Source organism: Phycicoccus sp. (genome assembly GCF_035325325.1).
GTDB lineage: Bacteria > Actinomycetota > Actinomycetes > Actinomycetales > Dermatophilaceae > Phycicoccus.
In genome coordinates this window covers 37,340-58,066 of the sequence record NZ_DAOLAC010000015.1, presented here as the reverse complement: position 1 = coordinate 58,066, position 20,727 = coordinate 37,340, and the positions used below count along the sequence as shown (strand labels likewise).

The following is a 20,727-nucleotide window of genomic DNA, read 5'->3' as shown; positions in this document are numbered from 1 at the left end:
CGGCGTCAGTCGGTGACGCCGGCGTCGAGCCGTTCGCGCAGCCGCCGGATGCCACCGCGGAGCATCTCGCCGTAGCCGTCGTCGGCGAGCGTGCCGGCCTCGGCCTCGGCCGCCTCGAGGTGCCGCCGGGCGTCCGCGGGGCGCCCGCTGCGCCGGTACCCGTCGGCGAGGTTGAGGTGCAGGCTCGGGGCCATCCCGGCCGCCGAGGGGATGCCGACGGGGGCGAGCTCGTCGGCGCCGACGTGCGCGAACTCGGCGAGCGCCCGCTCGTCCCACCCGACCTCCGCCTCGAGGGTGGGCTCGAGGTCGGCGAGGTAGTGGGCCAGCACGCACCGCTGCGCGTGGTCGTCGGGGCCGGTCGCCTCCCACGCCACACGCATCCGTTCGCCGCCGCCCTCCCGGTCACCCCCGAGGGCCTGCCCGACCGCCGCCACGATTTCGCTCCACTCCACCATGCGCCGCACGCTAGCCACCCAGTCCGACAGCGACGGGCCGACAGGGCCGCCCGAGCCGGCGACGGCGACGTCTCACTCCCTCCAGGTCTCGCGACATGCGGACGACCGGCGCGCTGCATCCGCATGTCGCGGGACCTGGAGCACGCCGTCGAGGGCGCGCACCCGCGCCGGCCCGGCTGCTCGGCCCGGGGACGACGGAGCCGCCGCCACCCGGTGTCGGGTGACGGCGGCTCGGGGCTCGCTGCGAGCCCCCGGCGCGACGTCGCTCAGGCCTGCTTGGCGAGCTGGACGTCGATGACGATCTTGATCTTCTCGGAGACCAGGACGCCGCCCTTCTCGAGGGCCGCGTTCCAGGTGAGGCCCCAGTCGGTGCGGTCGATGTCGCCCTCGGCCTCGAAGGCGGCCTTCTCGTTGCCCCACGGGTCGGTCGCGACACCGCCGAACTCCACGTCGAGGGTGACCGGCTTGGTGACGCCCTTGATGGTGAGGTCGCCGGTGAGGGTCGAGCCGTCGAAGGAGGTCGAGCGGAAGGTCATGTCCGGGTGGTTCTCGACGTCGAAGAAGTCGGCGCTGCGCAGGTGACCGTCGCGGTCGGCGGTGCCGGTGGCGACGGACGCGGTCTTGATGACGACCTCGGCGGTCGAGTCGGCGAGCGTCTCGCCGACGACGACGGTGCCGGAGACGTCGGTGAACGACCCGCGGACCTTGCTCACCATGAGGTGGCGGACCGAGAAGCCGACCTCGGAGTGCGAGGGGTCGATGGTCCAGGTGCCGGTGGACAGGCCGGTCAGGGTGGCGGTGCTCATGGGGACTCCTCGGGTGGGGGGCGGGATGGTGCGGTAGTTGACGGTTCAACTATGCCGCATCCGGATGTATTCCGCGCGCGGGGGTCCACGGCGTGAGCGGGCGCACTCCGCGACCGATCGCCCGGGCGCTGCTCGTCGACGTGGGACCATGGCCCCGTGACCGACGAGGTGCGCTGGCTGGACGCCGACGAGCAGACGTGGTGGCGCGCGTACCTGCGCGCCAACCGCGAGATCGACGCCGCCCTCGACCGCGACCTCGCCTGCCACGGCGTCAGCCTGTCCGAGTACGAGCTGCTCTCGATGCTCTCGGAGGCCGAGGGGCGGCGGCTGCGGATGTCCGCGCTGGCCGAGCTCATCGTCCAGTCCCGCAGCCGGGTCACGCACACCGCGGCCCGGCTCGAGCGGCGCGGCTGGGTCCGGCGCACCCCGGCCCCGGACGACGGCCGCGGCGTCGTCCTCGAGCTCACCCCCGACGGCCTGGCGGCGGTGGAGCGCCTCGCCCTCGCGCACGTCGCGAGCGTGCGGCGGCACGTCGTCGACGTCCTCGCCCCCTCGCAGTTCCGGGCGCTCGGCGAGGCGATGGCCACCGTGCGGGCGGCCTACGCGGCGGACCCGACCACCCCGCCGACGCCCTGCGACCCCCGCTGACCCGACAATGGGCGGGTGACCGACACCCCCTCCGCCCTGCCCGCTGACGACGCGCCCGCGTCGGCCGCCCTCCTGGCCCGCGCCCGCGCGGTGACCCCCGGCGGGGTCAACAGCCCGGTCCGGGCCTTCCGGTCGGTCGGCGGCACGCCGCGGTTCATGGTGAGCGGCCGGGGGCCGCTGCTCACCGACGCCGACGGTCGCGAGTACGTCGACCTCGTCGGCAGCTGGGGACCGATGATCCTCGGCCACGCGCACCCAGCGGTCCTCGACGCCGTGCACACCGCGGCCTCGCGCGGCACCTCGTTCGGCACCCCGAGCGAGAACGAGGTCCTCCTCGCCGAGGAGCTCGTGGCCCGCGTCGGACCGCTCGAGCGGGTCCGGCTCGTGAGCAGCGGCACCGAGGCGACGATGAGCGCCATCCGGCTGGCCCGCGGGTTCACCGGGCGCCCCCTCGTCGTCAAGTTCGCCGGGCACTACCACGGGCACGTCGACTCCCTCCTCGTCGCCGCGGGCTCGGGGGTGGCGACGCTCGCCCTCCCGGACTCCGCCGGCGTCCCCCGCGAGATGGCCGCCGAGACGGTCGTGCTGCCGTACAACGACGTCGCCGCCCTCGAGGAGCTCTTCGCGGTGCGGGGCGAGGCCATCGCCTGCGTCGTCACGGAAGCGGCCGCGGGCAACATGGGCGTCGTGCCGCCGGCGCCCGGGTTCACCGAGGCACTGCGCCGGGTCACGGCCGACCACGGCGCCCTGCTCGTGTCCGACGAGGTGATGACCGGCTTCCGCTGCAGCCGCGCCGGCTGGTGGGGCCACGAGGGCGTCGACGTCGCCCCCGACCTCATGACTTTCGGCAAGGTGATGGGGGGCGGCTTCCCGGCCGCGGCGTTCGGCGGCCGGGCGGACGTGATGGCCTTGCTCGCGCCGGACGGGCCGGTCTACCAGGCGGGCACGCTCTCCGGGAACCCGGTCGCCACCGCAGCCGGGCTCGCCACGCTGCAGCACTGCGACGACGCCGTCTACGCCCGCCTCGACGAGGTGTCCCGCACCATCGCCACCGCCGCCTCGGAGGCCCTGACCGCCGCCGGCGTCGCCCACCACGTGCAGCACGCGTCGTCGATGTTCTCGGTCTTCTTCCGCGACGGCGCGGTGCGCGACTACGACGACGCCCGCGCCCAGGACACCGCAGCGTTCGGCCGGTTCTTCCACGCGATGCTCGAGGCCGGGGTGTACCTCCCGCCGAGCGCGTTCGAGTGCTGGTTCGTCTCGGCCGCGCACGACGACGCAGCGGTCGAGCGGGTCCTCGCGGCCCTGCCCGCCGCGGCGGCCGCGGCGGTCTCCGCCGGCTGAGCGACGGGTGTCGAACCCCGTCCGAGGCGCTCAGGTCCGTTTGCGACAATCGGCGCCATGACCTCGTCCCCGGGTGGTGCCGTGCCCGATGAGCCGCCGCGCACCACGGTGCACCTGCTGCGCCACGGCGAGGTCCACAACCCCGGGCACGTCCTCTACGGCCGGCTGCCCGGCTACCACCTCTCCGAGCTCGGGCGGCGGATGGCCGACCTCGCCGCCGAGCACCTCGCCGACCACGACGTCGTCCACGTCGTCTCGAGCCCGCTCGAGCGCGCGCAGGAGACCGCCGCACCGGTCGCCGCGGAGCACGGTCTCGAGGTGCAGCTCGACGAGCGCGTCGTTGAGGCCGAGAACGACTTCGAGGGACTGCCGGTCGCGGGCGGGCGCGGGCTGCTGGCCCACCCCCGGCTCTGGCCGAAGATGCTCAACCCGCTGCGCCCGTCGTGGGGCGAGCCCTACGCGCGGATCGTCGAGCGGATGCGCGCCGCGATCGTCGACGCCCGGGCCGCCGCCCGGGGCCACGAGGCCGTCGTGGTCAGCCACCAGGCCCCGATCTGGATGATCCGGCTGGCCACCGAGGGGCGCCCGCTCGTGCACAACCCGGCGCGCCGCCAGTGCTCGCTCGCCAGCCTCACGTCGCTGACCTTCGTCGGCGACGAGCTGCTCTCGCTCTCCTACAGCGAGCCCGCCGCCGCGCTCCTCCCGCGCGCCCAGAAGGGAGCCGGCGCATGACGCGGGGTCCCGTCCGCCTGGTCGCCGGCGTCGCGGCCCTCGCCCTGGCCGGGGTCGCCCTCGCCGGCTGCACGAGCGACCCGAACTCGGTCGCCTCGCAGGCGAAGGCCGGCGACCAGAAGGGCTACGTCTCGGGCGACGGCGCGGTCGAGGCCATCCCCGCCGCGGAGCGCGGCGAGCCGGTGACGATGCAGGGCGAGCTCGTCGACGGCACCGCCTGGGACATCGCGGCGACCCGCGGGAAGGTCCTCGTCCTCAACGTCTGGGGATCGTGGTGCCCGCCGTGCGTCGCCGAGGCCCCCGACCTCCAGAAGGCGTGGGAGGCGCAGCAGGCGAAGCGGGCCCCGGTCCAGTTCATGGGCATCGACACCCGCGAGGAGGCGGCCCGCGGCGCGGCGTTCATCCGCAAGGCCGGCCTCACCTACCCGAGCCTCAGCGACCAGTCCGGCGTCCTGCTCCTCCGGCTCCAGGGCAAGGCGCCGACGACCCCGAGCACGCTCGTCCTCGACCGCGAGGGGCGGATCGCCGCGCGGGTCAACGGACCGGTCGACGCGAGCACTCTCGGCGGGCTCGTCGACGACGTGGTCGCCGAGTCGTGACGCCCGCCCTCGTCGCCGCCGCCGGCGACACCGTGTCGAGCGGGGCGCTCCCGCTCGCGGTCGGCGTCGCCGCGCTCGCCGGGCTGGTCTCGTTCGCCAGCCCCTGCGTGCTGCCGCTCGTGCCGGGCTTCCTCGGCTACGTCACCGGCCTCACCGGCGAGTCCGCGGCCGAGCGCTCGCGCGGCCGCACGGTGGCCGGCGCGCTCCTCTTCGTCCTCGGCTTCACCGTCGTGTTCGTCCTCGGTTCCATCTTCGTCACCGGGGTCGGGGCCTCGCTCGTCGAGCACCGCGAGGTGCTGATGCGGGTCGGTGGCGGCCTCGTCGTCCTCATGGGGCTGGTCTTCGTCGGGCTGGGCAGCCAGCGCGAGGCACGCATCCACTGGCGACCGCGGGCCGGCCTGCTCGGCGCGCCGCTGCTCGGGGCGGTCTTCGCCCTGGGCTGGGCACCGTGCACCGGCCCGACCCTGGCCGCCGTCCTCGTGATGGCCACCGCCTCGAGCGACCCCCAGCTCGTCCGCGGCGTCACCCTCGCGGTCGCCTACGGCCTCGGCCTCGGGGTGCCGTTCCTGCTCGTCGCCGCCGGCCTCGACCGCGCCGGGCGGGCGTCGGCGTGGCTGCGCCGGCACACCCGCGTCATCCAGGTGCTCGGTGGGGTGTTGCTCGTCGTCGTCGGGCTGCTCCTGCTGACCGGCGTCTGGGAGTCGATGAACCGCTGGGTGCAGACCGAGCTCGTCTCGGGGTTCGAGGTGTCGCTGTGAGCACCGACCAGTCGCTCTCGACCCAGCCCGCCCCACCGGACGGCGGCGGCCCGGGCGACGGCATCACCCAGCCACGGCTCGGACCGGTCGGTTGGCTCCGCTTCCTCTGGCGGCAGCTGACGAGCATGCGCACCGCGCTGTTCCTCCTCCTGCTGCTCGCCGTCGGGGCCGTGCCGGGCTCGACCTTCCCGCAGCGCTCGATCGACGCCGCCCGCACGACGCAGTGGATCACCGACCACCCGACCGCGGGCCCGCTCCTGGACCGGCTCGGGTTCTTCGAGGTCTACGCGTCACCGTGGTTCGCCGCGATCTACCTCCTGCTCTTCGTCTCGCTCATCGGCTGCGTCGTGCCGCGCACCCGCATCCACTGGCACCAGCAGCGTTCCCGTCCGCCGCGGGCGCCGCGCCGGCTCGAGCGGCTGCCGGCCCACCGCGAGGAGGTCCTCGACGCCACCCCGGACGAGGCACTCGAGCGGATGCGGACGGCGCTGCGGGCCCGCCGCTACCGGGTGCACGCGCACGACGCCACGTCGCTGTCCGCCGAGAAGGGCTACCTCAAGGAGACCGGGAACCTCGTCTTCCACCTCGCGCTGATCGGCGTCCTCGTCGGGGTCGCCTGGGGGCACCTGCTCGGCTGGAAGGGCGACGTCATCCTCCCGGTCGGCCAGACCTTCGCGAACACGCTCTCGCGCTACGACACCTTCAGCCCCGGGCCGTGGGTCGACCCCACCGACCTCGACCCGTTCACGATCCGGCTCGACTCGATGGACGTGTCCTTCGAGACCGGCGACAAGGGCAAGGGGCAGTTCGGGATGCCTCGTGACTTCCGGGCCGCGACGACCTTCACCGGGCCGGACGGCCGCGCCGAGCGGCGCGAGATCGCCGTCAACCACCCGCTCGAGACCGGCGGCGGCACCGTCTTCCTCCTCGGCAACGGCTACGCACCGCACATCACCGTCAGGGACGCCGCCGGCACCGTCATCTACGCGGACGCCACACCGTTCCTCGCCCAGGACAACAACTACACGTCGGTCGGCGCGGTCAAGGTGCCCGGGGCGCAGCCGGACCAGCTCGGGTTCGCCGGGTTCTTCCTGCCGACCGGGGTCATCGACTCCCAGCGCGGCCCGCACTCGGTCTTCCCGGACACCCTCGACCCCCAGCTGGCGCTCACCGCGTTCAGCGGCGAGCTGTTCCCCGGCGGCGCCCCGCAGTCGGTGTACACCCTCGACACCGCGAAGATGACCCCGTTGCCCGGCAAGGACGGCACCGGCCAGCTGCGCATCCTGCTGCGCCCGGGGGAGACCTTCCAGCTGCCGGGCGGTCGCGGCTCGATCACCTTCGACGGCGTCGAGCGGTTCGCCGGCCTCTCGATCCGCACCGACCCCGGCAAGACCCTCACCCTCGTCTCGGCGCTCCTCGCGCTCGCCGGGCTCGTCCTCAGCCTCGTCGTCCGGCGCCGCCGGGTGTTCGTCCGGGTTGGTCCGCACGAGGGCACGGGTCGTACCGTGGTCTCCGTCGGCGCCCTGGCCAAGGACGACGACGAGGGCATGGACGACGAGGTCGCCGCCGTCCTCTCCGGACCCGAAGGAACCCGATGACCGACTACACGCTCGCCCAGCTGTCGAACTACTCCGTGTACTCCTCGATGGTCGTGCTGACGCTCGCGATGCTCGCGCACGGCGTCTACCTCGCCCGCATCGTGCCCGCCCGGGAGACCGTGGCCGAGGCGGCCCCCGAGCGCGAGCTCGTCGCGGCGGGTGCGGCCACCGGCGGTGCGGTGACGCCCCCGGCGGACACCGTCGCTCCCGCGACGGCCGAGGAGCCGGCGTCGGCCCGTAAGGCGGCGGGGATCGCTCGCTCGCTCACCTGGCTCGGCACGCTGCTGCTCGTCGCCGGGGTCGTCCTGCGGGCCGCCGAGGTGCACCGCTGGCCGCTGGGGAACATGTACGAGTTCGCGCTCGTCGGAGCGATGTTCACCCTGCTCGGCTACGTCGGCTGGTCCACGCGCCGCGACCTGCGGTGGCTCGGGCTCTTCATCGTCACGCCGGTGCTGCTGGTCCTCGGCGCGGCCATCACCGTCTGGTACACCGACGCCTCCGAGCTCATGCCGTCGCTGCGCTCGTACTGGCTCGCCATCCACGTCACGGTGGCGACGATGACCGTCGCCGTGTTCACCCTCGGCGCTGCGCTCGGCGTCCTGTACCTCGTCCAGGACCGCCTCGAGGCGGGCTCCGGCGAGGCCGGCCGGCGCTCGTTCATGGCGCGCCTGCCCTCCGCCAGGGCCCTCGAGCGGATGACCTACTCGACGCACATCGTGGCCTTCCCGATGTGGACCTTCACCGTCATCGCCGGGGCGATCTGGGCCCGGCAGGCGTGGGGCTCGTACTGGAACTGGGACCCCAAGGAGGTGTGGAGCTTCGTCATCTGGGTCTTCTACGCGGCCTACCTCCACGCCCGGGCGACGACCGGCTGGAAGCGGCAGAACGCCGTCTGGATCGCGCTCGCCGGCTTCGTCTGCGTCGTGCTGAACTTCGCCGTCGTCAACGTCTTCCTCGTCGGCATGCACTCGTACTCGGGGCTGTGAGGACGCTCCAGCGATGAACGCCTTCCTGCGCTACACCGTGCTGCGCCTGCTCGTCTTCTTCGGGTGCGTGCTGCTGCTCTGGCTGGTCGGCCTGCGCGGCCGTGACCAGTACCTCCTGCTCGTCGTCCTCGCGGCGCTGCTGTCGATGGTCGTCTCGTACGTCGCGCTCCGGCGCTTCCGGCAGGACTACTCGACCCAGCTCTCCGAGACCATCGAGCGGCGGGTCGAGGCCCGGCGCGCCAAGGGCGGCGACCGGCGCACCGATGAGGAGGCCGAGGACGCGGAGGTCGTCACCCGCCGGGGGGACGAGGGCGAGGACGACTTCCGCTGAGCGAGCCGCTCAGAGCGCCCGCCCGAGGGCCACGCCGACGAGCACGAGCACCGCGTACGCGACCTCGTAGAGCCCGGTCGACGCGAGCACCGGCACGAGCCCCGGCCCGACCGTCCCGGAGCGCACGACCCGCACCCCGCGGGCGGCCACCGCGAGGGCCAGGAGGGCGAGGAGCGCCCACGGCTGCGCGACGGCCATGACGGCCAGGGCCACGACCGAGACGCCGACCAGCGCGAGGTAGAACGAGCGGGTGCGGGCGTCGCCGAGCCGGACCGCCAGCGTGCGCTTCCCGTGCTCGGTGTCGGTGGGGATGTCGCGCAGGTTGTTCGCGACGAGGATGGCCGACGCGACGGCCCCGACCCCGACCGCCCCGGCCATCCCGAACCACGAGACCGAGCCGGCCTGCGTGTACTCGGTGCCGAGCGTGGCCATCAGCCCGAAGAAGACGAAGACGTAGACCTCGCCGAGCCCGCGGTAGCCGTAGGGGTTGTCGCCGCCGGTGTAGCGCCACGCGGCGAGGACGGCGAGGGCGCCGAGCGGCAGCATCACCCAGGCCTGGGACAGCGCGACGAGCAGCAGGCCGAGCACGCCGGCGGCCCCGAACGCGAGGAACGCGGCGAGCCGCACCTGCCCGGGGTCGGCCAGTCGCTGGCCGACCAGCCGCACCGGTCCGGCACGCACCTCGTCGGTGCCGCGCACGCCGTCGGAGTAGTCGTTGGCGTAGTTGACGCCGACCTGGAGGGCGAGGGCGACGAGCAGTGCGAGCAGGGCGCGCGCGAGGTCGGCGGCGTCGACCCGCAGGGCGGCGGCGGTGCCGAGGACGACGGGGGCGACGGCGGCCGGGAGCGTGCGCGGGCGCGCGCCGGCGACCCACTGGGCGGGAGTGGCCATCGCGCGGTCAGATGCCCTTGAGGAAGTCGGGGTCGTCGTCCGGGCCGCGCGGCGGCTGCCGGCGCTCGCGCATCTCGCGGTCGCGCTCCTTGCGGCGGTAGTCGGCCTCCCAGCGCTCCTGCTGGGTCAGGTAGCTGGTGCTGCTCTCGCGGGTCGGCCGTCCCGCGACGAGCCAGGCGACGGGTCCGACGACGGGGAAGAGCAGGATGAGGAGGACCCATCCCGTCTTCGGCAGGTTGCGGACGACGACCTCGTCGGTCTGGAGGCAGTCGATGAGGCAGTAGACCGTCAGCGCGATGTCCAGGAGGACGGGCAGGTAGCGGACCACGGCGGTCATCCTGCCACGGCGAAGAGCGCGGCGACGGCGGCTCGGTCCGGCTTGCCGGGCCCGCGCAGCGGGACGGCGGGTGCCGCCGTGACCCGGCGGGGCAGGGCGTGCGCCGGCAGGTGGGGGCGCAGCAGGTCGCGGACCTCGGCGAGCGAGAGCGGCCGGGCACCCGGGGCGGGGACCACGAGGAGGCTGACCGCCTGGCCCCACTCGGGGTCGGGGGTCCCGACGACGACGGCCTCGAGGACGCCCGGGACGTGGTCGACGGTGGCCTCCTCGACGAGGCGCGGGGCCACCTTGAGCCCGCCGGTCGACACGAGGTCGTCGAGCCGGCCCTCGACGTGCAGCCGGCCCTCGTCGTCGAGGTGGCCCGCGTCGTCGGTGCGGAACCACCGCGAGCCGTCGGGGTCGACGGTGAAGGCCCGGAAGGTGAGGTCGGGACGGCCGAGGTAGCCGTGGGCGAGGGTCGTGCCGCCGAGGCGGACGCGACCGTCGTCGTCGAGGCGCACCTCGGCCCCGGTGAGCGCCCGGCCGTCGTAGACGCAGCCGCCGCAGGTCTCGCTCATCCCGTACGTCGTGTGGACGCGCACCCCGCCCGCCTCGGCCCGGCGGCGCAGCGCGGGCGGGGTGGCGGCCCCGCCCACGAGGACGCCGTCGAGGCGGGCCAGCGCCGCGGTGCCGGCCGGGTCGGCGAGGAGGCGGACGAGCTGGGTCGGCACGAGGGCCGTGTAGTGCCGGTGCCCGGGGTCGAGGCGGGTGGTCGCGTCGGCGAAGGCGGCCGGGGTGAAGCCGTCGCGCAGGTCGGTGCTCACCGGCTCGGTCTCGGCGTCGAGGCTGCGCAGGAGGACCTGAAGGCCGGCGACGTGGCCCGCGGGGAGGGTGAGCAGCCACTGCCCCGGTCCGCCGAGCCGCTCGTGCGTGGCCCGGGCGCTCGCGGTGAGGGCGGCGGCGCCGAGCATCGCGAGCTTGGGGCTGCCGGTCGAGCCGGAGGTGCCGAGGACGACGGCGAGGTCGGGAGGCAGGGCTGCCGCGGCGTGCCGCGGGAGGACCGGGGCGGGGTCGCCGGCGAGGTGGGGGGCCACCGGGGCGCCCCCGGCGAGGGCCCGCCGCAGCCGGGGCAGGACCGTCATCGCGTCCGCGCCGGCCGGGACGGGGAGGAGCTCGAGGTCCATGGCGCCACTGTAGGCAGCGGGCCGGGTGAGGCCCTGCACTGGTGAGCCGGGGCGCATCGCGGGACGATGGACGCGACGGTGAGGAGGTGCGGCATGGACGAGGCCTTCACGGCCCACCTGGACCGGGTGCGGGCGCACCGGGCCGAGCTCGGGGAGTCGATGGCGGCCCTCGACGCCGCCCTGGCCCTCCCCGTCGGTCTCGGGTCGGTGTGGCGGCGACGGGTGCGGGCGGCGCTCACCGAGCTCGCCCACGACCTGCGCGACCACGTCGAGCTGACCGAGGCCCCGGACGGCATCTACGCCGACCTGCGGGCCCAGGCGCCGCGGCTCGCGCACGACGTCGGGGTGCAGCTGACCGAGCACCAGGAGCTCCTCGCCGAGGTCGACCGGCTGCTCGCCGAGCGCGACGACGGGCTCGAGGGCGAGGAGGCCGTGCGGGCGCACCGCGAGGCGGCGACGTCACTCATCGGGCGGCTCGTCCGGCACCGACAGCGCGGGTCCGACCTCGTGTACGCCGCCTACGACATCGACCTCGGCGGGTCCGGCTGAGCGACGCCCGGGCACCGGCTCATTCCCGGTGCCGGCCATGATCGGCTGTTCGGCCGGAGCGCGGGGTGGCTGTTCGGCTGCCCCTGGGGCCCGGCTGTTGTGAGCCGGGTGGCGCGGGTGCGACGGTGTCAGCGATGCCGCACCCCGCCGCCCTGCTCCCCGAGGACACCCGCCCATGAGGCCCTCACCGGTCACCACCGACCCCCGTCACGAGACCGACACCCGGCTCGTCGACCCCACCTCGGAGACGGACTCGGAGGACGCCGGCAGCCACCCCGGTGCCGAGCCCCCCCCCGCGCGCGCGCCGGGCCCCCCGGGGGCCGCGGCCCCCGACCCCCAGCCGCCGGCGCCGCGTCGCCGGCAGGGGGGGTCGGGGCCCCCCCGCCCGCCGCTGCCCGTCATGGAGCCGCCCGCCAGCCACACCCTGACGTGGACCGGCGGCTTCGCGATCGCCGCCACGGTCCTGCTCTGGCTGGGGTACCTCGGCTGGGCGGTGTTCTCCCAGTTCGTCGACCACGGCCTCCAGGGAAGCCAGTTCATTCGGGAGACGATCGCCTACGTCATCGTCATGACGTTCCTCACCTTCTCGGCCTGCATGTACCTCGTGGCCCGGCAGGGAGCCCTCTACCGCTCCCGCGAGCACGTGCGCGTGCCGCGCGCCGAGATCGACGCCTTCATGGCCGCCTCCCCGCCGAGCCTCACCGTGCTCGTCCCCTCGTACTGCGAGGAGCCCTCGGTGGTGCGCTCCACGCTGCTCTCGGTGGCCCTCCAGGAGTTCCCGGGGGCCCGCACCGTGCTGCTGCTCGACGACCCGCCGAACCCCACCGACCCGGCCGCCGCCGCGAGCCTCGCGGGCTGCCGCGCCCTGCCGGGCGAGATCATGGCCCTGCTCGCCCAGCCCTACGAGCGCTTCCGCAGCTCGCTGGAGCGGCACGAGGCCGTCGCCGCCTCCGGCGGGTCCACCACCAGCGACGGGGTCCGCTCGCTGGCGCTCGACCACCTCTGGGCCGCCGAGTGGCTGCGCGAGCAGGCGGCCGCCTACCCGCGCACCTCGAACGCCGACGACTTCCTCGCCGACGAGGTCCTCGGGGCCCTCGCGACGGACATCGAGACGACCGCGCGTGCCCTCTTCGCCGCCCTCGACGAGGGGGCCGTGCTGCCGGCGGAGCGCCTCAGCCAGCTGTGTCGCCGCCTCGTGTGGACCTTCCAGGCCGACATCACCTCGTTCGAGCGCAAGAAGTACGCCCACCTCCCGCACGACGCGAACAAGGCGATGAACCTCAACGCCTACCTCGGCCTGATGGGGCGCCGGGTGCAGCAGATCCCCACCCAGCTGGGGATCGTGCTGCGCGACAGCGACGCGCCGGACGCCCTCGAGTTCCCCGACAGCGACTTCGTCCTGACCCTCGACGCCGACAGCGTGCTGCTGCGCGAGTACTGCCTGCGGCTGGTCCACCAGCTGCAGCTCCCGGGCAACGAGCGCATCGCGGTCATCCAGACGCCCTACGCGGCCTTCCGGGGCGCGAGCACCCGGCTGGAGCGCATCGCCGGCGCCACGACCGACATCCAGCACCTGGTGCACCAGGGGCTCACGTACTTCGGGGCGACCTTCTGGGTCGGCGCGAACGCGGTGATCCGCAAGGTCGCGCTCGACGACATCGTCGAGGTGTCGTACGTCGGCGGCCAGGAGGTGCGCCGGTACGTCCAGGACCGCACGGTCATCGAGGACACCGAGTCGAGCATCGACCTCATCGCGCACGGGTGGACGCTGCACAACTACCCCGAGCGCCTCAGCTACAGCGCCACCCCCACCGACTTCGGCTCCCTCGCGGTGCAGCGCGCCCGGTGGGCCAACGGTGGTCTCCTCATCGCCCCGAAGTTCTGGCGCCACGTGCGGCGGATGCGCAAGGAGGGCACCCGCGTGCCGCGCGCCGCGATCGCCCTGCGCTTCAACTACATGGCCTCGATCTGCTGGGCCAGCGTGGGGCTCGTCTTCCTCCTCGTGTTCCCCTTCGACAGCAAGCTGCTCAGCCCGATCCTGCTCGCCGCGGCGCTGCCGTACTTCCTCGCGATGTCCTCGGACCTGCACCGGCTCGGCTACAAGCGCACCGACGTCTTCCGGGTCTACGCCTTCAACCTCATCCTCCTGCCGGTCAACCTCGCCGGGACGCTCAAGTCGCTCCAGCAGGCGGCGGCCAAGTCGAAGATCGCCTTCGCCCGGACGCCGAAGGTCAAGGACCGGACCGCGGCCCCGGCCCTGCACGTCCTCAGCGCCTACCTCATCGCGGTCTTCGCCTTCACGACCCTGGCCAACGACGTCCTGACCCGCAACTGGACCAACGGCGCCTTCGCGGCCTTCAACGGCGTCCTCACGACGTACGCGATCGTCGCCTTCATCGGGGTGCGCAACTCGGTCGTCGACGTCGTCCTCGGCATCGCGCACTGGGTGCGGGTGCCGGTCAAGGCGCCGACGCCGACGTCCCCGGCGCCCGTCCAGGCCGACTGGACCTCGGTGCTCTACTTCGGCCCCGACGCCCCGGCCTCGATCGAACGAGCCCGGATCGGGGTCAGCCAGGCGCCTCCGCCCCGCCGCGGCGACACCCGCGCCCGACAGAGGTCCTGATGACCACCCGCCCCCTCCGACCCTGCCCCTCCAGGAGCCCCCGTTGAGCACGCCCGCCGTCGCGCCCGGCCCCGCCCGGACGCGCATCTCCCTCGCGCGCGTGGCCGTGCTGGTCGTCTGCGTCCTCGTCGCCGGATGGGTCGGCACCCGCGCCATCTCGTCGGCGGTCACCCCGCAGCGCGTGGTGCCCTCACCCACCTTCTCGGGGTACGTCGACGTCACCGCCACCCCCGCCTACGCCTTCGAGACGCCCCGCGGAGCGGCCCAGTCGCACGTGACGCTGGCCTTCGTCGTGTCCGGCTCCGAGGGGGCGTGCACCCCGATGTGGGGTGGCGCCTACTCCCTCGACCGCGCCTCGTCCGACCTCGACCTCGACCGCCGCATCTCGCAGCTGCGCCTCGTCGGCGGCGACGTCCGCGTCTCCTTCGGCGGCCAGGCGGGCACCGAGCTGGCCGCGACGTGCACCGACCAGGGCGCGCTCGCCGACACCTACCGGACGGTCGTCGACCGCTACGAGCTGACGAGCATCGACCTCGACCTCGAGGGCACCTCGCAGGGTGACGCCGCCGCGGCGGCGCGCCGGGCCGGCGCCGTCAAGCAGGTCCAGGACGACGTGCGCGCCACGGGTCACCCGCTGGCGGTCTGGCTCACGCTCCCGGTCGCACCGACCGGCCTCACCGACGAGGGCGAGGGCGTGCTCGCGGGCATGCTCGCGGCCGGCGTCGACGTGGCCGGGGTCAACGGGATGACGATGGACTTCGGCGCGGCGGCCGCCCCGGGCCGGACCATGGCCGCGCAGGCCGTCGACGCCTCGACCGCGCTCCAGCGCCAGGTGCGCGGAGCCTTCGAGAACGCCGGACGCCCGCTCGACGACGACGCGGCGTGGAGGCGGGTCGGCATCACCCCGATGATCGGCCAGAACGACGTCCAGTCGGAGCGGTTCACGCTCGACGACGCCGAGGCGGTCAACGCCTTCGCCCGCACCCACGGCGTCGGCCAGGTGTCGATGTGGTCGCTCAACCGGGACGCCACGTGCGCCCCGCCGCTGCCGGCCGTGCTCCCCGTGGTGCAGACCTCGTGCAGCGGGGTCGACCAGGCCGGCCGGTCCTTCGCCGACGTCCTCGCCGCCCACCTCGACACGACGCGTCCGTCGTCCACGAGCTCCCCCTCGGCGGCGCCCACCCGTCCCGTCGGGTCCGCCACCGAGGCATCGGGCACCGGCGTGGTCGACGACCCCGCCCACAGCCCCTTCCCCGTCTGGGACCCGCTCGGCCGCTACCCGGGGGGCACGAAGATCGTCTGGCACCGTCAGGTGTACCTGGCCCGGTACTGGACGACCGGCGTGGCCCCGGACATGCCGGTGGCCAACCCCGCGGACTCGCCGTGGACGCTCGTCGGCCCCGTGCTCCCGGGGGACACCCCAGCGCCGCTGCCGACGGTGCCGGCCGGCACCTACCCCGCGTGGGACCCGAAGCAGACGTACACCGCCGGGATGCGGGTGCAGCTCGGGCTCGTCCCCTACGAGGCCAAGTGGTGGTCGCAGGGTCAGAAGCCGGGCGAGTCGGCCGTCGGCGGCTCGCCGTGGCTGCTCGTCACGCCCGGCTCCTGACCGCGGGCGTCAGAAGTACCAAGGGAAGCATCCGGCCGGTCGCTGGCCGTCGTCGGCCAGCGTTGGTCCTGGACGAAAGTCTGGCCTGACCTGCCCAAACGCTGCCTCGACCCGCGCCGCCGGCCTCATGAGGGAGTCGGTGAACTCGGCTCAGCGAGTCCACGCGTGAGCGCCTGGATGAGCTCCAGCCGGCGCGACTCCTGCGGGACGTGGGTCGCGGCTGGGATCACGAAGTTGCGGGCGAGCATCTCGATGTTGCCGGGCCACCGCTCCAAGAGTTCGGCGAGCCGGTCTGGCCCGATGAGATCGGCAACATCCGCGCCCAGCAAGCGAGCCGCCGCGCGCGGGACGTCGACTTCCTCGGCGAGGAGCATGTCGCTTCCCTGCGGCGACTCGTAGAGCCGGTCCTGGACCTCTGACGACTCCGCGTACCGGTGCACGGTCAGGGCGATGTCGTTGGCGTCCTTCGGCTCGCCCCACGCGGTCGATCCAGCCAGGCGGCCAGCTTCGCGGCGGCGGAGCCCGGGCACCGTCGGGCATCGGATCGCCAGCGAAGGAGTGAGCGACAGTGGCCGCGCGGGGTCGAAGATCTCCGTGAACGCCCACACCGAGATCGTGTCGTCTCCCTTCGGTGGATGCACTTCTCCGACCGGATCCTCCAGCTCCCCGAACGGGATGAGGTCTGCCACCATCTCCGCGATCCGGAAGGCTAAGCCAGTGTCTGACGCCGCCGGAAAGAGCCTTGCGAGCTGCTCGTAGACGTCCCATCCCGACAGGGCCAATGCGATGTCGACGTCGCGTGTCGCTCGGGTCTCGAAGTCGTGCCCGAGTGCAGCGTGCAGGGTGTCCCGGCACCAGGCGCCCACCAGCATGACCCGGTCCGGCTCGAGTACGGGAGCGTGCTCGAGCATCTGATCAACAACGCGGACGATCGGATCGAAGAACCCCTCAGCGATCGAGCTCACGTCGAGCAACGCGCCTCCTCCACTCCGGTGCCACGCCGCGAACGCGCGGGTCATCGCTGGCCATCAGGTCGGCGTACACCAGCAGGACCGGCGCCAGGCGCTGGCCAACGAGCGGACCGTCGTCGTCGTGCGACTCGTCGCTCGGAGTCGTCCAGAACTTGTGGCGGACCGTGATGTTCCCGTTCCCGTCCGCGCGCCACCGGTTTCTCACCGGCAGCATCGGGTCGAGCTCCGCCACGTAGATCGTCAAGGCCGCCGGTCGAAGCAGGTCGTCCGCTGCCAGCTCCCCGACATCGCAGAACCAGCCAGGAAGACTGGATCCTCTGCGTTGACCTTCCTGAACTCTTCCACCGAGCCGCGATAGGTCGCCAGCGTGAGCTTCGTGGCCAGCCCTGTCGGAAACGCTGCAACCCAGAGGTCCAAGAGCTCCGTGTCGCTCCGATGCCCGCCTGGCCCGAAGCCGGAGTGGCGGAACATCCTGACGGCGTCGTTCGCCTGACCGAGGGAGACCCCGGCTGCCTCTGCGACCTCGCGCTGAGGTGCCCTCCACAACCTCGGCCATTGCAGCAAAACGAAGGCGACCTGAGCTCGCGCCCTGCTGAACAGATTGCCGCCCTTCTCGTGCTCGGGCTGAGGTTGATCGCGATCGGTGCGACGACCCCGGACGTCAATGAGGACGTCGCCGAAGTGGATCGAAGCGTTGCCCCCCGAGTCGATGAACTGGATCCCTGCCCGTCGGAAGGCGTCGGCCGACCGAGGCGACACCGACGCAGCCCCGACCATCGGGAGGATCGGTCCGGCCACGGCTGGCCGGATCCGGTCGAGGTTGGACAGCGTTGGGCGCGTCCTCAACTGCATCGCGAAGGCCTGTCGCGCACGTCCCCTCGACAACACCAAGTCCACGTCGTATCCGATGTCGTGACTCTCTCGCAGCGGATGGGCCTGGACGCGCAACCCGTAGTCCTCGATCCGAGCCACCAGTTCGTTCAGCAAGTCATCCACGCGCAATCCCCGTTGTTCGGTGTTATCCGAGGTTCGGATTACTTGAACAAGCGCAAACCCTGAACACCGCGAGCGCGACTCACCCCTCGCGATCGGGACTCACGCCGACTACACCGCCGACCAGGATTGGACTCGTGCGGACTCTTTGCGGACTGAGCGCAGACTCGGAAGCTCCAAACTCCGTCTGACCTGCGCAAACGCACCGGATCAGTAGTACCAGGGGAAGGGTGACCAGTCCGGGTCGCGCTTCTCGAGGAACTGGTCGCGCCCCTCGACGGCCTCGTCGGTCATGTACGCCAGCCGCGTCGCCTCGCCGGCGAAGACCTGCTGACCCATGAGCCCGTCGTCGACGAGGTTGAACGCGAACTTCAGCATCCGTTGGGCCTGGGGCGACTTCGACATCACCTCGCGGGCGACGTCGAGGGCCGTCGCCTCCAGCGACGCGTGGTCGGCGACGAGGTTGACCGCGCCCATCCGGTGCATGTCCTCGGCGGAGTACTCGCGCCCGAGGAAGAAGATCTCGCGGGCGAACTTCTGCCCGACCATCCGGGCCAGGTAGGCCGACCCGTAGCCCCCGTCGAACGACCCGACGTCGGCGTCGGTCTGCTTGAAGCGGGCGTTCTCCCGCGACGCGACGGTGAGGTCGCACACGACGTGCAGGCTGTGCCCGCCCCCGGCCGCCCAGCCGTTGACGACCGCGACGACCACCTTGGGCATCGTCCGGATGAGCCGCTGCACCTCGAGGATGTGCAGCCGCCCGCCCTCCGCCCGCGCCCGGCGCGCGTCGACCGAGTCGGCCGTCTCGCCCTCGGCGTACTGGTACCCGGACCGGCCGCGGATGCGCTGGTCGCCACCGGTGCAGAAGGCCCACCCGCCGGTGCGCGCCGACTGCCCGGCCCGCGGGGTCGGACCGTTGCCGGTGAGCAGCACGACGCCGACGTCGGCCGAGCGCCGGGCGTGGTCGAGGACGCGGTACAGCTCGTCGACCGTGTGCGGGCGGAAGGCGTTGAGCACCTCGGGCCGGTCGAACGCCACGCGGACGCAGCCGAGCCCGACGGCGCGGTGGTAGGTGACGTCCGTGAGGTCCTCGAAGCCGGGGACCTCCTCCCACGCGCTCGGGTCGAAGGTCTCGCTCACTCCGGGGATCGCGCTCACGCCGGCAAGGCTAACCGGGGCGGCCCTGTGGAAAACCCGGCGGGCCGGACGGGGGTCCGTGGCACGGTCGGCCCGGGACGCGGTCGGCGTCCGGGAGCGGCAGACGGGGGTGGCGACGGTGGTCGAGGGATGGCAGGGGCCGCGGAGCGGGCGACGCTGGGAGGAGGACCTCGACGGCGTGCTGCGCCCGGACCGGTGGGGCGACGACGCGCCGTTCGACGAGCCCTCCGAGGAGCCGTGGAGCGGGTCGTGGGGGGCGCCGTCCGCGGGGTCGCTGGGCCGGGTGTCGGACCTCGACCTCCTCACCACACGGCGTGACCACGTCACGACCATCGTCCTCATCGGGGACCGTGTCGTCGACGTCGTCAGGAGGCCGACGTGGGGCAGCGAGTACGAGTGCGCGGCGCTGGAGCTCGACGACGCCCGGTACCGACCGCCGCCCCCGCCCGTGCCTCGTCCCCCCGGGCACGAGCTCCAGCTGGCCTGGCTCGCGACCGTCGTCGGCGGTGAGGAGGCCTTGGCGTCGCTCGACCGCTCGCCCCTCCCGGAGGAGGCCCTGCTGCTCGACGACGTCCCGGAACACCGGCGCGCGCGGGCGGAGGCGGTCGAGGCGCTGATGGCCGGCCCGACGCTCGAGCTCCTCGGCGCCGAGGGGCTGACGGCGTGCCGCCGGCTGCTGTCCCGCCTCGTGCGCGAGACCCCGGGCGCCGTCCTGCGCTCCGACCGGCCGGAGGCGACCGCCGCCGCACTGCTCTGGGCCGTGGCGCGCGGCAACGACCTGGCCGGGACCGGTCGCCCGCTGCGGTCCCGGCCCGTGCAGGAGGCCTTCGGCCTGAGGTCGGCCCCGAGCAGCCGCGCGACGGCGCTCGCGCACGCCGTCGGGGGTGGGGCGGCCGGCTTCACGCGGGCCGGGTACTTCGGGGCGCAGAGTCCGGACGTCGTGCCGCTCGGTGACCCGGCCCTGCTGCTCGGGAGGTTCCGTGGTCGGGTCATCGGGATGCGGGACCGGGCCCTCGAGCTGCGCCGCCGGACCGGTCCCCGCTGACCTCACCGGCGCGACCCCCCCCCGCTGCGGCACCGGTCGCGGTCGTCGCGCTCGCGGTCGACGAGCTCGTGAAGGCGGTCACCGGCGACCGACCCGACCGGAGGTCGGTCCTACGGTGGTCCCGTGACCCTTCCCTCGCTGCCGGAGCTCCTCGCCGGCACCCGCGTCGTGGCCGTCCCGATGCACGTGCCGTTCCGCGGGGTACGGGTGCGCGAGGTCGCCGTCCTGCGGGGTCCGCTCGGGTGGGGCGAGTTCGGCCCCTTCCTCGAGTACGGTCCGGCCGAGGCGGCGCGCTGGCTGGCGGCCGGCATCGAGGCCGCGTGGGAGGGATGGCCGGATGCCGTGCGCGGCACCGTGCCCGTCAACGCCACGGTGCCGGCGGTCGCTCCGGACGAGGTGCCCGGCGTGCTCGCCCGCTTCCCGGGCTGCACGACGGCGAAGGTCAAGGTCGCCGAGCGCGGACAGCAGCCGGCCGACGACGTCGACCGCGTCGCGGCCGTTCGCTCGGCGCTGGGCCGGCACGGACGGATCCGGGTGGACGCCAACGGCGCCTGGTCGGTCGAGGACGCCGCCGACGCCCTGGGCCGGCTGGCCCGCTACGACCTCGAGTACGCCGAGCAGCCGTGCAACACGGCCCTCGAGCTGCGCGACCTGCGCCGGCTGCTGTCCCGCCGCGGCGTGGCGGTGCCGGTCGCGGCCGACGAGTCCATCCGCAAGGTCTCCGACCCGCTCAGGGTGCGCGAGCTGGAGGCCGCCGACGTCGTCGTCGTCAAGGTCGCGCCCCTCGGCGGGGTGCGCGCGGCCCTCGAGGTCGTCGAGGCGTGCGGACTGCCCGCGGTCGTCTCCTCCGCCCTCGACTCCAGCATCGGCATCGCGGCCGGGGTGGCGCTGGCCGCGGCGCTCCCCGACCTGCCGTACGCCTGCGGGCTCGGGACGGCCGCACTGCTCGCGGGTGACGTGGCCCGCGACCGGATGCTGCCGGTCGACGGCTCGCTCGCCGTGCGCCGCATCGCGGCCGACGAGGACCTCCTCGACCAGTGGGCCGCCCCGCCGGACCGGGTCGAGTGGTGGCGCGAACGGGTCGGGACCGCCCACGCCCACCTGGCGGGGGCGCTCGGGTGAGTGCGCGGT

22 protein-coding genes are annotated in these 20,727 nt (G+C 73.9%); 13 read left to right on the top strand and 9 right to left on the bottom strand.

The annotated features are described in order from the left end of the window. Positions 1–5: 5 nt before the first annotated feature. Both PKA89_RS11020 and PKA89_RS11015 read right to left on the bottom strand, forming a co-directional pair. Positions 6–455 (bottom strand): hypothetical protein, encoded by a 450-nt coding sequence (locus PKA89_RS11020; RefSeq protein ID WP_324419344.1) that lies wholly within the window; start codon positions 453–455, stop codon positions 6–8. Between the two features lie 266 nt (positions 456–721). Continuing rightward, positions 722–1,261, bottom strand: coding sequence for a YceI family protein (locus tag PKA89_RS11015; protein WP_324419342.1), 540 nt, complete (start codon positions 1,259–1,261; stop codon positions 722–724). A gap of 156 nt (positions 1,262–1,417) precedes the next feature. On the opposite strand from PKA89_RS11015, the gene PKA89_RS11010 reads away from it, so the two are divergent. The 8 genes from PKA89_RS11010 to PKA89_RS10975 are packed head-to-tail and all read left to right on the top strand — an operon-like array spanning position 1,418 to position 8,257. Then, positions 1,418–1,909: a MarR family transcriptional regulator gene (locus PKA89_RS11010; protein WP_324419340.1), complete on the top strand. Its 492-nt coding sequence runs from the start codon at positions 1,418–1,420 to the stop codon at positions 1,907–1,909. A gap of 15 nt (positions 1,910–1,924) precedes the next feature. Further along, positions 1,925–3,253 (top strand): glutamate-1-semialdehyde 2,1-aminomutase, encoded by a 1,329-nt coding sequence (gene hemL, locus PKA89_RS11005; protein ID WP_324419338.1) that lies wholly within the window; start codon positions 1,925–1,927, stop codon positions 3,251–3,253. A gap of 57 nt (positions 3,254–3,310) precedes the next feature. Then, positions 3,311–3,985, top strand: a complete 675-nt coding sequence (locus PKA89_RS11000; RefSeq protein ID WP_324419336.1) for a histidine phosphatase family protein — start codon at positions 3,311–3,313, stop codon at positions 3,983–3,985. Continuing rightward, positions 3,982–4,584, top strand: coding sequence for a TlpA disulfide reductase family protein (locus PKA89_RS10995; protein ID WP_324419334.1), 603 nt, complete (start codon positions 3,982–3,984; stop codon positions 4,582–4,584). Before PKA89_RS11000 ends, PKA89_RS10995 begins: the two co-directional genes overlap by 4 nt. Then, the gene (locus tag PKA89_RS10990; protein WP_324419332.1) at positions 4,581–5,342 is read left to right on the top strand and encodes a cytochrome c biogenesis protein CcdA; all 762 of its coding nucleotides are present in this window, start codon (positions 4,581–4,583) and stop codon (positions 5,340–5,342) included. Before PKA89_RS10995 ends, PKA89_RS10990 begins: the two co-directional genes overlap by 4 nt. Beyond that, positions 5,339–6,940, top strand: coding sequence for a cytochrome c biogenesis protein ResB (locus PKA89_RS10985; RefSeq protein WP_324419330.1), 1,602 nt, complete (start codon positions 5,339–5,341; stop codon positions 6,938–6,940). The genes PKA89_RS10990 and PKA89_RS10985 overlap by 4 nt, the downstream gene beginning before the upstream one ends. Then, positions 6,937–7,926: a c-type cytochrome biogenesis protein CcsB gene (ccsB, locus tag PKA89_RS10980; RefSeq protein WP_324419328.1), complete on the top strand. Its 990-nt coding sequence runs from the start codon at positions 6,937–6,939 to the stop codon at positions 7,924–7,926. Before PKA89_RS10985 ends, ccsB begins: the two co-directional genes overlap by 4 nt. A gap of 13 nt (positions 7,927–7,939) precedes the next feature. Continuing rightward, positions 7,940–8,257 carry a DUF4229 domain-containing protein gene (locus tag PKA89_RS10975; protein ID WP_324419326.1) on the top strand — a complete coding sequence of 106 codons (318 nt, stop codon included), beginning with the start codon at positions 7,940–7,942 and terminating at the stop codon, positions 8,255–8,257. A gap of 9 nt (positions 8,258–8,266) precedes the next feature. On the opposite strand, the gene PKA89_RS10970 is transcribed toward PKA89_RS10975, so the two are convergent. The 3 genes from PKA89_RS10970 to menE are packed head-to-tail and all read right to left on the bottom strand — an operon-like array spanning position 8,267 to position 10,648. Continuing rightward, a complete protein-coding gene (locus PKA89_RS10970) occupies positions 8,267–9,148 on the bottom strand; it encodes a 1,4-dihydroxy-2-naphthoate polyprenyltransferase (RefSeq protein WP_324419324.1) in 882 nt (293 codons plus the stop codon). A gap of 7 nt (positions 9,149–9,155) precedes the next feature. After that, on the bottom strand, positions 9,156–9,485 hold the full coding sequence (locus tag PKA89_RS10965) for a PLD nuclease N-terminal domain-containing protein (protein ID WP_324419322.1): 330 nt from the start codon (positions 9,483–9,485) through the stop codon (positions 9,156–9,158). Beyond that, entirely contained in the window at positions 9,482–10,648 is a 1,167-nt protein-coding gene (menE, locus tag PKA89_RS10960; RefSeq protein WP_324419321.1) for an o-succinylbenzoate--CoA ligase, read from the bottom strand. The genes PKA89_RS10965 and menE overlap by 4 nt, the downstream gene beginning before the upstream one ends. A 93-nt stretch (positions 10,649–10,741) precedes the next feature. On the opposite strand from menE, the gene PKA89_RS10955 reads away from it, so the two are divergent. From PKA89_RS10955 to PKA89_RS10945, 3 genes are all read left to right on the top strand, one after another. Continuing rightward, entirely contained in the window at positions 10,742–11,197 is a 456-nt protein-coding gene (locus tag PKA89_RS10955; RefSeq protein ID WP_324419319.1) for a hypothetical protein, read from the top strand. Between the two features lie 400 nt (positions 11,198–11,597). Then, complete coding sequence (locus tag PKA89_RS10950; protein WP_324419317.1) at positions 11,598–13,820, top strand: glycosyltransferase family 2 protein; 2,223 nt, start codon at positions 11,598–11,600, stop codon at positions 13,818–13,820. A gap of 43 nt (positions 13,821–13,863) precedes the next feature. Next, positions 13,864–15,429, top strand: coding sequence for a glycosyl hydrolase family 18 (locus PKA89_RS10945; RefSeq protein WP_324419315.1), 1,566 nt, complete (start codon positions 13,864–13,866; stop codon positions 15,427–15,429). A 125-nt stretch (positions 15,430–15,554) separates the two neighbouring features. Here the strand turns inward: PKA89_RS10945 and PKA89_RS10940 are convergent, their stop codons facing one another. The 4 genes from PKA89_RS10940 to PKA89_RS10925 form a co-directional block, all read right to left on the bottom strand. Next, the gene (locus PKA89_RS10940; protein ID WP_324419313.1) at positions 15,555–16,403 is read right to left on the bottom strand and encodes a hypothetical protein; all 849 of its coding nucleotides are present in this window, start codon (positions 16,401–16,403) and stop codon (positions 15,555–15,557) included. Continuing rightward, positions 16,378–16,632: a type IV toxin-antitoxin system AbiEi family antitoxin gene (locus PKA89_RS10935; protein ID WP_324419311.1), complete on the bottom strand. Its 255-nt coding sequence runs from the start codon at positions 16,630–16,632 to the stop codon at positions 16,378–16,380. The genes PKA89_RS10940 and PKA89_RS10935 overlap by 26 nt, the downstream gene beginning before the upstream one ends. An 8-nt stretch (positions 16,633–16,640) precedes the next feature. Next, positions 16,641–17,396: a hypothetical protein gene (locus PKA89_RS10930; RefSeq protein ID WP_324419309.1), complete on the bottom strand. Its 756-nt coding sequence runs from the start codon at positions 17,394–17,396 to the stop codon at positions 16,641–16,643. Between the two features lie 207 nt (positions 17,397–17,603). Further along, complete coding sequence (locus PKA89_RS10925) at positions 17,604–18,551, bottom strand: 1,4-dihydroxy-2-naphthoyl-CoA synthase (protein WP_324419307.1); 948 nt, start codon at positions 18,549–18,551, stop codon at positions 17,604–17,606. Positions 18,552–18,609: 58 nt separating this feature from the next. On the opposite strand from PKA89_RS10925, the gene PKA89_RS10920 reads away from it, so the two are divergent. Further along, positions 18,610–19,596 carry a hypothetical protein gene (locus PKA89_RS10920; protein WP_324419306.1) on the top strand — a complete coding sequence of 329 codons (987 nt, stop codon included), beginning with the start codon at positions 18,610–18,612 and terminating at the stop codon, positions 19,594–19,596. A 123-nt stretch (positions 19,597–19,719) separates the two neighbouring features. Beyond that, complete coding sequence (locus tag PKA89_RS10915) at positions 19,720–20,718, top strand: o-succinylbenzoate synthase (protein WP_324419304.1); 999 nt, start codon at positions 19,720–19,722, stop codon at positions 20,716–20,718. Positions 20,719–20,727 lie beyond the last annotated feature (9 nt).

Excerpts from the sequence above, each read along its gene's own strand:
- PKA89_RS11020 (WP_324419344.1), bottom strand. The coding sequence starts at position 455 with ATGGTGGAGTGGAGCGAAATCGTGGCGGCGGTCGGGCAGGCCCTCGGG.
- PKA89_RS11015 (WP_324419342.1), bottom strand. The coding sequence starts at position 1,261 with ATGAGCACCGCCACCCTGACCGGCCTGTCCACCGGCACCTGGACCATC.
- PKA89_RS11000 (WP_324419336.1), top strand. The coding sequence starts at position 3,311 with ATGACCTCGTCCCCGGGTGGTGCCGTGCCCGATGAGCCGCCGCGCACC.
- PKA89_RS10995 (WP_324419334.1), top strand. The coding sequence starts at position 3,982 with ATGACGCGGGGTCCCGTCCGCCTGGTCGCCGGCGTCGCGGCCCTCGCC.
- ccsB (WP_324419328.1), top strand. The coding sequence starts at position 6,937 with ATGACCGACTACACGCTCGCCCAGCTGTCGAACTACTCCGTGTACTCC.
- PKA89_RS10975 (WP_324419326.1), top strand. The coding sequence starts at position 7,940 with ATGAACGCCTTCCTGCGCTACACCGTGCTGCGCCTGCTCGTCTTCTTC.
- PKA89_RS10970 (WP_324419324.1), bottom strand. The coding sequence starts at position 9,148 with ATGGCCACTCCCGCCCAGTGGGTCGCCGGCGCGCGCCCGCGCACGCTC.
- PKA89_RS10965 (WP_324419322.1), bottom strand. The coding sequence starts at position 9,485 with ATGACCGCCGTGGTCCGCTACCTGCCCGTCCTCCTGGACATCGCGCTG.
- menE (WP_324419321.1), bottom strand. The coding sequence starts at position 10,648 with ATGGACCTCGAGCTCCTCCCCGTCCCGGCCGGCGCGGACGCGATGACG.
- PKA89_RS10955 (WP_324419319.1), top strand. The coding sequence starts at position 10,742 with ATGGACGAGGCCTTCACGGCCCACCTGGACCGGGTGCGGGCGCACCGG.
- PKA89_RS10950 (WP_324419317.1), top strand. The coding sequence starts at position 11,598 with ATGGAGCCGCCCGCCAGCCACACCCTGACGTGGACCGGCGGCTTCGCG.